We start from the raw sequence: 12,071 nt of genomic DNA on the forward strand, positions 1-12,071 counted from the left end.
AGTTCATCAGTTCTTGTTATTTTTGAGTATAGAATAATTATGTTACATGGAAGAAAAGTTACCAATTGAAAAATAAAACCTTTATATTATAAGACCATTAAATCCTTTATAAAAATAATGTAAAAATACATATCTATAAATGTCTTTAAGAATTTCTTAATTAATGGTAAAAAAATTTACAAATAAAAGAGGGGTCAAAAGACACCCTCTTTTATTTGTAATTATTGTGTGCCGCCTTTACTTTCCTGCAAGGTTTCTTTCATAGGCCTCAACCATTTTCTTTACCATATATCCTCCAACGGAACCACAATCTCTTGATGTCATATTCCCCCAGTACCCGTTGTTTGGTATTTGAACACCAATTTCACTTGCAACTTCATGTTTGAATTGGTCAAGACCTGCTTTTGCTTCAGGAACTAAGGACCTATTTTTTGAAGTTAAATTTGTCATATTGTTTACACCTCCTGTTTGTTTCTTACTATTATATTCTCCTGAATTCGACACCTTTAAACAGGAAAGTGCAGTTTAAATATGCAATGTGTGCCATTATATTTTAAAAGAACGCATTTCACATAGCTATATATATTAATTATCTTAGCAGAAATAAACGAAAAGTTTTAAAATAGTTCTCAATAACTAAGTAACTGCTAAAATTTGTGAACTGTCCCTCAATTTCTCAATTTTTTATTGGCCAATCTTATATATATCTTATTTTCTTCCTTTATAGTGCCCACTTGTGCATTTTTATATTTTATCATAGTTTATACTTGTCCAAAAAATGCAAAAAATTGAGAACTGTCCCTAAAACTTATACTTGTCCAAAAAATGCAACAATTTGAGAACTGTCCCCCAAAAACTTAAAATTAAAATCGGGCAGATAAGTTAAAACAAAAATGCCCGATTTTAATTTACTTATATATAAAGTATCTTTTTGCTTATGCTCTTTATATCCTTGCAGCCTGTAAGTATCATAGCAACCTTAAGCTCGTTTGCTATTTTATCTATATAAGTTTTAACTCCCTCTGCTCCTCCTCCAAAGGATGCTGTTACAAATGGCCTGCCTATTAAAACGCCGTCTGCTCCGAGGGCAAGCATTTTTAAAACATCTATTCCTGTTCTAACGCCCCCGTCGGCGAGAATTGTTATTTTCCCTTTAACCTTTTCTGCGATTTCAGGAAGAACCTTTGCAACGCCTGCTGTTTGATCAAGAACCCTTCCTCCATGGTTTGATACAACTATTGCAGATGCACCTGTTTCAATTGCAAGGTATGCATCATCAACGGTCATTACTCCCTTTAATATGAAAGGAAGCTTTGTGCTTTCTACTATTTCCTTTATTTCATCAACGGTTTTAGGTCCTACTGGCTTTCCATGGAGAGCCAAAGTTATAAGCCCTGCAGCATCTATGTCCATTCCAACTGCAAAAACTCCTGCCTCCTCTGCCATTTTAACCTTATTTATTACGTTTTTGTTCTCCCAAGGTTTAATAATAGCAATTCCTTCTCCTCCTGCTGCCTTTAGCTCCTCGAGGTTAGTTGGAAGAAAAGCATCAACAGCAGTATCTCCAACCATAGGATATATTCCTCCATCGAGGCATCCTCTGATTACCCATGAAATATATTCCCTTTCAGAGAATTTTCCACCCATATTAAGGGTTGTACCAGATACAGGTGCAGCAAATACTGGTATTCTCATATCTTTACCAAAAAGTGTAACTGACATATCAGGATCCTTTGCATCATGAATAACCCTCATGTTAAGCTTAACATTTTCTAAAGCCTCATAATTTGCAGTAAAGGCACTTCCTGTTCCTGTACCTCCCATTCCGGGAACTTCGCCGGCACAGGCCTTTCCGTTACATACAGGGCACACTCTGCAGCTCCCCTGAAGGTTTTCCTTAGCTTTTTTTAGCATTTCTTTATAGTCCATAAATACCCTCCTCATAATAATTAAGTAATAAGTCAAATCTTTATAGCCTAAACTTCAGTTCGTAACATAAGTTTTATGCAGTAAATATTCAGAGCCGTTACATAAAAATACACAAGTAAAATCTTTCAAAGCCCCATTTTACTGTTTAAAAATTAATTTTATATTTATTTTAAATTACGAATTGAATAAGCTAAATTTTAAGTAGCATAAATTATTGTCTAAATTCAAAATCTACAACGAAAAAAAGTTGCAACAGCTCACTTATGAAGTATAAACTTCATAAGCAAAGCAATTTTTACTACCAGATTTCAAGCCCTCAAAGGCTATTCATCTCTATCAATACAATTTACATGGATAATTTGCTTAGTTTTAAAATTATAAAGGTTAAATGCTTCTTCTCTTTAATCAAATTAATTTCTTATAATAAGATTGAGCTATTTGAGTAATATTCTAAATTAAAAAATCCATTATATAAATATGGGCATTTATTAAATTTCAATTTCCAAAATCTGTATAATCATCAAATACTCATATCTTTTATATAAAAATTAATTTCAACAGTTATCTAAAGAGACATTTCACTATTGGAAGTAGCCTTTATACAAACTTTTTTAAAAAGCCTTCTCTTCTATTATACTTTTATCCTCAATATTTATGAACTGTATTCTATTTCCATCTATTATAACAACCGAAGGTATTCCGTCTCCCTTAGGAACTCCAACGCTTCCAGGGTTAATATAATGAGTCCCGTTAATACATTCATATTTTCTAATGTGAGTATGCCCTGTTATCATAAATTTAATATCGTAAAACTGCGCTATTTCCCTTAACTTTTCATCGTCAACATCGTGACCATGAAGAACCATAAACCTTACTCCATTTTTTTCATAAAAAACAGAGGGTAAAAACATAGGAAATTGAAGCGCCATAAGATCAACCTCAGCATCGCAGTTTCCCCTTGCAATAAGCATTGGAATTTTATTGCAGCTTATTTTTTCAATAAGCCCCTGAGGATTATATCCTTCAAGGATTGGGTTTCTCGGTCCGTGGTATAGTATATCTCCGGCACATAAAACCATATCGCAGTCATAAAAAAGTTCAAAGGCTTTTTCAAATTTTTCAGGATAACCATGAATATCACTTAATATCCCTATTTTCATATCTTTCCCTCCAGTTAATCATACTCATAACTATTATATTATAGTATCTTCCTGATTTAAAATATCTATCATAAAGTATCCCCTCCCTTTTAAACCCAAGGGATGTATATAGGTTAAGGGCCGCCTTATTATCTTCAACTACATTTAGATATATAAGGTGCATATTCATGTCGTTAAATATGAAATTTATTGCTGTCTTCAGAGCATCCTTTCCGTATCCTTTATTTCTTTCCCTTTTATCATATATTACAATTCCAACTTCACAGTTTCTATATTCCCACTTTATTTTGTCTATAATTAAAATTCCAATAGGTCTTCTATCTAAATTATCTATTATAAAAACTTTTTTGTTTTGGTTTTCATCGCAGTCTAATACAAAGGAGTCGGCAAACCTTTTAGATGCAGGGTATATAATATCTAAATACTCATTTGTTTCCCTATCATTAAGCCAAGCTGATAAAATCCTCGCATCTTCAAGTTCTGCAGCCCTTAATATTGTCTTTTCTCCCGCAATCATTAAAACACCTCTTTATTTATCTTTTAAGCTCAACAACAGTAACTCCAGATCCACCCTCGCTAATATCTCCAATTCTTATATTTTTAACATAACGATGCTTTTTTAACTCAGATTTTATTCCCTCTCTTAAAACCCCAGTACCTTTTCCATGTATAATCCTCACGCTTTCAAGGCCTGCAAGGAAGGCATCATCAAGATACTTATCAAGGTTATAAAGAGCCTCATCAAGAGTTTGTCCCCTTAAATCAATGGAAGATGCAACGCTGTAAACCTTCTGAGATATTAAATTTGTTGTACCTGTTTTTTTGCTTTCCTTCTTTTTATTTAATACCTTTAATAGTTTATTGAGTGGAACGCTTATTTTCATTATTCCTATCTGAACAGAAACTTCTCCTTTAGAATCGGGAAGGGAAATAACTTCTCCCTTTTGAGAAAGAGTAGTTACAAATACCTCATCTCCAATCTTTACATCCTCAGCTGCAACCATTCCTTCCCTCTCATCTACGATTTCTTCAGAAGTATCCATATCATCAAGCTTCTGCTTTAATCTTTTTCTAATATCCTCGGCTTCTTTAATTGAAGCTGCTTCCTGAGCCTTCATCCTTATATCGTTAATTTCCTTTATCATAGAATCAGTCTCAAGCTTTGCCTGCCTTACTATCTGACGTGCTTCCTCCTGCGCCCTTCTTATCATATTTTCCCTTTGGCTGTCTATCTTATACTTTTTCTCAGAGAGCTCCTTTTTAAGCTCTAAGGCTTCCTTTTTTATCCTCTGAGCATCATCAAGCTCTCTTTGCAAAAGAAGGGTTTTGCTCTGAAGGGACTGTATTACATCCTCAAATTTTACAGTATCCTTTGAAACATAGCTTCTTGCCTTGTCTATAACAGCACTTTCAAGCCCAAGCCTTTCTGATATTTCAAAGGCGTTTGACTTTCCTGGGATACCAATCAAAAGCCTGTAGGTAGGCCTTAAGGTTTCAACATCGAATTCAACGCTTGCATTTTCAAACCCTTCCCTCTCCATAGCAAAAACTTTAATTTCGCTGTAGTGGGTGGTTGCGATTATCCTCGAGCCTGCTTCATAAAACCTTTCAAGTATCGACATAGCGAGCGCTGCACCCTCAACAGGGTCGGTTCCTGCTCCAAGCTCGTCAACAAGAACAAGGGATTTATCATCAACATTTTTAATTATTTCAACAATGTTTGTCATGTGGGAGGAAAATGTGGATAAACTCTGCTCTATGCTCTGCTCATCTCCAATATCTGCAAATATATTTTTAAATACAGATATTTGTGAACCGTCCCTTGCTGGTATTGCAAGGCCTGACATAGCCATCAAAGTTAAAAGCCCCGCGGTTTTTAAAGTTACAGTTTTACCTCCCGTATTAGGACCTGTTATTATTAAGGCTTTAAAAGTGTCCCCAAGCCTAATATCAATAGGCACAACCTTTTCCTTATCAATAAGAGGATGCCTTGCTGATTTTATATTTATATATCCTCTATCATTAACATCGGGTATTGTACAGTTTAAATCGAGTCCAAACTTTGATTTTGCCATAAGAAAGTCGAGATAAGCTATGTTTTCGTTGTCGTGTTCTATTTCATCAACATGCTGAAGAACCTTTTGAGAAAGCTCAGATAAAATCCTTTCAATTTCAGCTTTTTCCTTAAGCATAAGCTCTTTAATTTCATTATTCATCTCAACAACAGCAATAGGCTCTATAAAAAGGGTTGAACCGCTTGAGGACTGGTCATGTACAAGCCCCGGAACGCTTCCCTTGTGCTCCGCTTTAACAGGGATTACAAATCTATCTCCCCTTATTGTAACAATAGGGTCCTGAAGATATTTTGAATAGGTTTGAACCATAGACTGAAGTTTTTCCCTTATTCTAAGGTTCTTATCCCTTATGGATTTTCTAATTGTAAAAAGCTTCTGGCTCGCCCTGTCATGAATTTCATTCTCTCCAGCTATGGCATTTTCAATAGAATCTTCGAGATTTTTTATTACAAATAGTGATTCAATAATGTCATAGATTATGGGATATGATTCCTTTTTAGAGCCTTCCTTCATAAAACTTTTAAGATTTCTTGCGCATCTTAACAAATCACAAACATTTAATAGCTCCCTCGGGGTTAAAACAAAGCCCATACGGCAGCGCCTTACCGTATCTTCAACATCCCTTATACCTTCTAAAGGAAGGGAGCCCCATCTTAATACAACTTCGAAGGCCTCTTTAGTTTCTAAAAGGTTGTCAATAACCTCATGGATATTGTTAGAAGGTTTAAGCTCAAGGCACATATTCTTTCCCTTGTTAGATACGGCACATTTAGAGAGCATATTTATTATCTTATCATATTCTAAAATTCTAAGGGTTTTATCCTCCATAATATCAGTCCTTTCATTACTCTACTCCTCTGTAAAAATGTCCCTTAGTTATATTCCCCTTTAATTTATAAAGAAGGCTTTCCATATCAGGGGACAAACTAAAATCATTTTTCTCTGCCTTTATAATTCCCTCCTTAAAGGCTGAAACAGTTAAATATGCATCGCTGTAGCTTTCGTCTAAAAAATCAAGAACTATATAATCCGAATTCATTCGGCATATATCCCTCATATTTTCTATCATGCAAAGTATTTTAGAGTTATATATATGACTTTTGCAGTTGTAATCGGTAATTACAGGAAATTTTTCACCCTTCCTGTCTTTAATATAATGAATGGAGTTTTTGCAAATGTTCGGGCACTTATATTTTCCATGTCCCATGCTGCTCCCTATAATACATTGCCTGCTAACCATAAGTTTAGACCTTCCATATACCGTAACCAATGTAGATTTTTCAGTTTTTTCAATTAAATACTTTAACTGCTTTAAATTAAGCTCTAAAGACAGTATACCTCCTGCGTTTTCAAAGGCATCTAATGCAGAAGAATTAAAAATATTAAATCCCCTGTCAAGATATACATCAAATCCGTTTCTTGAGAGAAATGAATAAAGTCCCATATTGCCGCAAAGTGCCTTATTTACTCCAAAGGATTTAATTTTAAGAGCATTTTCCTTTATTTTATCTAAATTTTCAACAATAATCTCAGGATATAATGGATATACCTTATCATTTTCTTTAAATATGTTTAAAGTCTCATCGTAATCATTAGAATTTATTCTAAGATTATCCCCTCCAAAGAACACAACATCGCATCCTGCGTCTAAAGAGGCTTTTACTATATCGGCTCTTCCAGTTTTTACAGCTATTTTAGGAAATATTTTTTTGTCAAAGCTTTTTAAAACTATACTAATATTCTTAGTACCCTTTGAATTTTGAAGATTATCTAAAAGATTTTTTATAGCCTCCCTCCTTAAGAAATTTATCTTTGATGCGGATAAGGCTATATTTTCATCCATATCTATATCTATATTTTCAAAATAAAATGGAGAATCGCCGGTTTTATTAAGATATTCCTCAATTTTTCCCCTGCTCGTTGGCGTTTTAAGCGGAACCTGCGGAGGCTCGCATACTGCCTCACCAATAACTCCCTGTTTATTTTCAACTAAAAGCTTTGTATCAGAGCTTAAATGAGCAATAAACTTCCCATAAATAGGAATCTTTTTTATATCCTTACCCTTAAAGCTCTCAAGAGCAGAGCTAATAAGTTTTGCATCAAGGGATTTATATATAACATCTCCCTTTTGTGCACCTTCGAGGAAAACCTGTGCAATATCTCCCTTTTGTGCACTTTCAACATTTTCCCCTAAAACTTTTATAGATGTAACAGGAGCACCTTTTTCTTTTCCAAATATTTCAATACCATCTCCAACAGATAACTCATTATCAAGAAGAATATCAACAAACTTTCCCGATACCTTAACTACCTTTCCAAGATATGTACCCCAGTTTTTAGGCCTTTCATAGCTCATCATATCAGAGCCTTCCCTGCCCTTTAAAAATGCGCTGGTAAAGCCTCCTCTGTTAAATATCTGAGTTACATTCTCAACATCTCTCGATGTTAATCTTCCTTCAAGAGCCTTTTTGTAGGCATCTACAACAACAGCAACATATTCAGGCCTTTTCATCCTTCCTTCTATTTTAAGGGAGGCCACACCCATTGATACTATTTCGTTTATAAAGGTTAATGTAGATAAATCCTTTGGGCTAAGATGATATGCCCTATGCTTATCATCTAAAATATACTCCATCCTGCAGGGCTGGGCACATCTTCCTCGGTTTCCGCTTCTGCCTCCTATAAGGCTGCTAAAGAGGCACTGGCCTGAAAAACTTATGCAAAGAGCACCATGTACAAAAACTTCAATTTCAGCCTTCGTATTTTTTGTAATATGCTTTATTTCCTCAAGGGAAAGCTCCCTCGATAGAACAACCCTTTTAACTCCCATATCATATAAAAGATTTACAGCATCAAGACTATGGGCGGTCATTTGGGTGCTTGCGTGCACCTCAAACTCAGGAAGGTTTTCACGAAGAAGCTTTAAAAAGCCAATATCCTGTATAATTATGGCATCAACTCCTGCTCCATATAAAAAAGAAGCATAATTTAAAGCAGATAAAAGCTCGTCATTTCTCAAAAGAGTATTTACCGTAACATATACCTTGCAGTTATATGCGTGGCAAAACCTTACCGCCTCTATAATTTCATCCCTGTCAAAGTTCCCTGCAAACTGCCTTGCAGAGAATTCCTTTCCTCCTATATATACAGCATCGGCACCGTTTAATACGGCAGCCTTTAAGCTTTCAAAATCCCCAGCAGGGGCTAAAAGTTCAACCATAACATCTCTCCCTAATTTTACATTAACTTTATTATACACTAAACATATACTTTTACAAACAGGTTTAATAGTTTAAGATTTTGGGAGGAATTTGTAAACTGTCCCTTTTTATTTTAAGTTTGTCACTTGTCAACTGTATGGAAATCATAGAATATTATATTACTAAAAATATTAGAGGTGTTAAAAATGAATAATATGGTATTTAACACAGATAAAAATTCTTTTTATTCAATAGATGTTTATAATAATCTTTTTGTTTTAGCAGCAATAGAAGGAGATGCTTACACAATATCAGGTACTGTGGGCAACTTACCAAAAAATCAGTATTATCTAATATTACTTATAAACCCTATTAGTAGCAAAATTAATGTTCATATTAAGAATATATATTCTAATACTTCGAATGCAAGCTCAACTTACTCTTTAATACTTTATAAAAATGCAGAAATTGCAGGAACATTAACCTCTATTACCCCTGTAAATTTAAACTTTGGAAGTTCAAAAAACAGCATAATTCTATGTAAAAATCAAGTAGCTTCAACAAACCCTATTATTTCAGGAGTGTTATTAGAAACAATTTATTTAGGTTATTTACCTTATGAATCAAGCTACCACGGTGCCTTAATAATACCTCCTAACAATTCACTTTCTATTTTAATTCAAAATACTGACAATTCATCTATTTCTTTAAGTGTAAAAATTCTATACTGTTAACACATGTGATATGGTCATAAATTTTTAAGTTTTTCGTTTGTCACTTGTCAATTGGGTGGCACTCTTTGAAAGGAGATTTATTATGAATAGAATTATGATTGGCTGCCCTGTTCACAACAGGGAGTGGATACTTCCTCATTATTTAAAACATGTATATGAAATAGATTATCCGAGAGATAAGATTACCCTTTGCTTTATTGTCAATGACAGCAAGGATAAAACTATGGATATACTTCTCGAATTTAAGAAAAGATATGGTAAACAATATAGAAATATAATAATAAAAGAGATAAATTTTAATATGCCCGAGGATAACAGGCAGAACAGAATAGAAAAGAAAATATATGATAGAATTGCAAAGGTGAGAAATGAATTTTTAGGCTGTATCCATGATGAAGACTATGTGTTTTCAGTAGACAGCGATATTTTAGTTCCAAAGTATTCTCTAAAAAGGCTTTTATCTCACAAGAAGGATGTAGTCTCTGCTCTTGTGTATAATGACAGGAATAATATTTATCCCAATATCTTAAACATAAAAAACGGCAAAATAATGCACTACTTTGATTTCCCTAAAGAATCTTTATTTCAGGTAGATATTACAGGAGCCGTTTATATTATTAAAGGTGAAATATGCAAAAAAGTTAAATACGAGTATCATAAATTAGGAGAGGATGTTCCCTTCTGCCTCAGCGCTAAAAAACTTGGTTATAAAATATGGTGTGACAGTTCTGTTTGCTGCAGGCATATAATGTATCCCTATATGCTAAAATAATTATGTTCTCACCTAATCCAATCAAACCATAAAAATACAATGGTTTTTTCCTTATAAGCCTTGATGTATCTATGTTTTATATTAAAATTTTTAAGTTCTATCAACGCTTTGCTGGATTAACTGCCGAATTAAAGATAAATAAATCTCCCATATGCAAATTTAAGCATATAACATGTTACCTGATATTCAGCTCAATTTTTTTTAAATTTAAGATGTCTATTTTTTTAATATTTGTTATATTTCAATAAATTAACTATAAATTCAATTATTAATATTTCAAATCTACCCCAAGATAAAGGTAACAAACACTTAAAAATATATTTTATAATATTTTTATGAATTCAGAATAATATTGTTTAAACCCAATGCCACAAGTGTCAAAATTTATCGAATTGAATATAATGTAATAGAAAAAGTGAGGGTTTATCCCCCACTTCATTATATAGCTTTTTTATGCCTTCTTCTTTTTTTAGATTACTTAAATCTTACTCTTTTAAATCAGCAGTCAAAGGGAACACCGCAAATGAGAATGTCCTGATCTACTCCAAGTTTGTCAAGAAGGTCTGCAAATATTGAAATGTGAACCTCTGTACCTGGTATTTCACCACAATGGCTCTCACCAAGTACATCAAAATCTGAAGTTATAGATTTTACTATAAGGTGAGTTTGAAGGGTTGGGTCGCTGAAAGCACTTGGTGGAATCTCTCCTTCGAATTCTGATAGAGGAATGCTCTTAACCCATTTAAATACCTTTCCGCAAACATCATCAACAAGTTCAAGACTCTCAGTGCTTCCAATAGTTTGAGCTTCATGCTCGATGTCAGTTATGAAGCATGCAGTAGCATCTTCGTTGGTGCTCAGTGCATCGTCAGGAAGCACAATGCATCCGAAGCAGTTATTAGTAAAGGTTACAAAGAGAACAACCTTGAACTTTAATATGAGTTTTACCTTATGGTTGCAGATTATCTCCTCGTCAGCAGTAAGGTCAACTATTTTTATGTCAGATATACATTTTACAGAATATCCTCCTCTGTTGTGAACACAAATCTTAAAAGCCTCTTTTATATCTATTGGTGTAGTTCCTTCATGAGCTTCTCCAAATAAAATCTGTTCATCTAATCCCTGATACTTTGCTAATATTCTCTTTACGTAAATATCAAGCTGCTCAAAGGGAGCTTCGCATGGTAATTGAATTTGTTCACTCATCAACAATCCCTCCTATTATGAAATTTGCTTCATTCAATATAATTACTAATTTATACTATGCACCTGTTATAAAAGCTGTGATATATTATTGAGTTTTTTTAAATAAACTTGCAAAGAGCCCTGCGTTTTTATCCTGCTGTCTAATTGAGCCATCCTTAATACCCTGCAGAATCTCTGAGATTAAAAAAAGCTGGTTATTTACCATATTTTTATACTCTTCAAAGCTTCTCTTAATTTCCTCTATTTCCTTTTTTGTTTCAATTGTGCTTTCATATTGGTTTTGCATAAACAGAATCTTTTTTTCTATTTCCTCAATTTTGCTGCTTTGTTTCTCATTTTCTATAGCTTTTTTCCCTTCAAATATTTCATTTAACCTTTGCTCAGTTAAATTTATCTTTTTTTCTACTTCACTCTGCATTTTTAATATGCTGTCTATGTTTAATTTTAAATTTAAAACATTAGCTTTAATTTCATTAGTTTTGTCTTCCTCTGTTTTTTGATATGCCTCAATTTTTTCTTTAATTCTATCTACTTCATCCTTTAAGCTGCTTATTTTTATATTTATATCAGTTTCTTTGTTTTCATCACTTACCTTTTTTACACGTTTCCACCCGCTGTTATAATCAGCACTTTTGAAATTCGGCTCCATTTTATCACCCCATGTGCTTATATAGACATAATATGCATCAGGAAAATAAAGGTTACAAAATTGAAGATTATATTTTTCTATCAAACATAAAAAGCCTATAATACTGCACAGCCAAATAAAGCAAATATAATATTCTCCTTTACTATTAATTTGAAAATTCTAAAAATTTAGTGCTCAATCGGATTAATTTTATAAAATATCATGAATTAAGCAAAATTACAGTAATGTCCCTTAAGAATTAAAAATTATATATTCATTACTATGGGTAATAATATAAAAAACTTTTATAAAGCTGTTTCACTTTCGATTATAGTAAAGCCCATAATGCTGCAAAAGCCAATATAAA

General features: G+C 33.3%; 10 protein-coding genes. 2 read left to right on the plus strand and 8 right to left on the minus strand.

The window, feature by feature from the left end:
* Nucleotides 1-237 precede the first annotated feature (237 nt).
* The 6 genes from B5D15_RS07345 to B5D15_RS07370 all read right to left on the minus strand — a co-directional run bounded on the left by B5D15_RS07345 (nt 238) and on the right by B5D15_RS07370 (nt 8,384).
* The gene (locus B5D15_RS07345; protein WP_078696482.1) at nt 238-450 is read right to left on the minus strand and encodes an alpha/beta-type small acid-soluble spore protein; all 213 of its coding nucleotides are present in this window, start codon (nt 448-450) and stop codon (nt 238-240) included.
* Nucleotides 451-912: 462 nt separating this feature from the next.
* Nucleotides 913-1,929: an alpha-hydroxy-acid oxidizing protein gene (locus tag B5D15_RS07350; RefSeq protein ID WP_078696483.1), complete on the minus strand. Its 1,017-nt coding sequence runs from the start codon at nt 1,927-1,929 to the stop codon at nt 913-915.
* Nucleotides 1,930-2,540: 611 nt separating this feature from the next.
* Complete coding sequence (gene yfcE, locus B5D15_RS07355; RefSeq protein ID WP_078696484.1) at nt 2,541-3,089, minus strand: phosphodiesterase; 549 nt, start codon at nt 3,087-3,089, stop codon at nt 2,541-2,543.
* Entirely contained in the window at nt 3,067-3,606 is a 540-nt protein-coding gene (locus B5D15_RS07360) for a GNAT family N-acetyltransferase (protein ID WP_078696485.1), read from the minus strand. The genes yfcE and B5D15_RS07360 overlap by 23 nt, the downstream gene beginning before the upstream one ends.
* Before the next feature lie 16 nt (nt 3,607-3,622).
* Nucleotides 3,623-5,992, minus strand: a complete 2,370-nt coding sequence (locus B5D15_RS07365) for an endonuclease MutS2 (protein WP_078696486.1) — start codon at nt 5,990-5,992, stop codon at nt 3,623-3,625.
* A gap of 16 nt (nt 5,993-6,008) precedes the next feature.
* Nucleotides 6,009-8,384, minus strand: a complete 2,376-nt coding sequence (locus tag B5D15_RS07370) for a U32 family peptidase (protein ID WP_078696487.1) — start codon at nt 8,382-8,384, stop codon at nt 6,009-6,011.
* Nucleotides 8,385-8,570: 186 nt separating this feature from the next.
* Here B5D15_RS07370 and B5D15_RS07375 point away from each other — a divergent pair, with 186 nt between their 5' ends.
* Nucleotides 8,571-9,098, plus strand: a complete 528-nt coding sequence (locus tag B5D15_RS07375; RefSeq protein ID WP_078696488.1) for a hypothetical protein — start codon at nt 8,571-8,573, stop codon at nt 9,096-9,098.
* A gap of 82 nt (nt 9,099-9,180) precedes the next feature.
* On the plus strand, nt 9,181-9,870 hold the full coding sequence (locus B5D15_RS07380) for a glycosyltransferase family protein (RefSeq protein WP_078696489.1): 690 nt from the start codon (nt 9,181-9,183) through the stop codon (nt 9,868-9,870).
* A gap of 498 nt (nt 9,871-10,368) precedes the next feature.
* Here the strand turns inward: B5D15_RS07380 and B5D15_RS07385 are convergent, their stop codons facing one another.
* Both B5D15_RS07385 and B5D15_RS07390 read right to left on the minus strand, forming a co-directional pair.
* Entirely contained in the window at nt 10,369-11,076 is a 708-nt protein-coding gene (locus tag B5D15_RS07385) for a hypothetical protein (RefSeq protein ID WP_078696490.1), read from the minus strand.
* Nucleotides 11,077-11,161: 85 nt separating this feature from the next.
* Complete coding sequence (locus B5D15_RS07390; protein ID WP_078696491.1) at nt 11,162-11,725, minus strand: hypothetical protein; 564 nt, start codon at nt 11,723-11,725, stop codon at nt 11,162-11,164.
* Nucleotides 11,726-12,071: the final 346 nt, after the last annotated feature.

It is taken from the genome of Caloramator quimbayensis (genome assembly GCF_900167605.1).
In the GTDB taxonomy this organism is placed as follows: Bacteria; Bacillota; Clostridia; order Clostridiales; family Caloramatoraceae; genus Caloramator_B; species Caloramator_B quimbayensis.

Bases quoted from the DNA above. Each gene is read 5' to 3' on its own strand.
- B5D15_RS07350 (WP_078696483.1), bottom strand. From the start codon at position 1,929: ATGGACTATAAAGAAATGCTAAAAAAAGCTAAGGAAAACCTTCAGGGG.
- B5D15_RS07385 (WP_078696490.1), bottom strand. From the start codon at position 11,076: ATGAGTGAACAAATTCAATTACCATGCGAAGCTCCCTTTGAGCAGCTT.
- B5D15_RS07360 (WP_078696485.1), bottom strand. From the start codon at position 3,606: ATGATTGCGGGAGAAAAGACAATATTAAGGGCTGCAGAACTTGAAGAT.
- yfcE (WP_078696484.1), bottom strand. From the start codon at position 3,089: ATGAAAATAGGGATATTAAGTGATATTCATGGTTATCCTGAAAAATTT.
- B5D15_RS07365 (WP_078696486.1), bottom strand. From the start codon at position 5,992: ATGGAGGATAAAACCCTTAGAATTTTAGAATATGATAAGATAATAAAT.
- B5D15_RS07375 (WP_078696488.1), top strand. From the start codon at position 8,571: ATGAATAATATGGTATTTAACACAGATAAAAATTCTTTTTATTCAATA.
- B5D15_RS07380 (WP_078696489.1), top strand. From the start codon at position 9,181: ATGAATAGAATTATGATTGGCTGCCCTGTTCACAACAGGGAGTGGATA.
- B5D15_RS07390 (WP_078696491.1), bottom strand. From the start codon at position 11,725: ATGGAGCCGAATTTCAAAAGTGCTGATTATAACAGCGGGTGGAAACGT.
- B5D15_RS07345 (WP_078696482.1), bottom strand. From the start codon at position 450: ATGACAAATTTAACTTCAAAAAATAGGTCCTTAGTTCCTGAAGCAAAA.
- B5D15_RS07370 (WP_078696487.1), bottom strand. From the start codon at position 8,384: ATGGTTGAACTTTTAGCCCCTGCTGGGGATTTTGAAAGCTTAAAGGCT.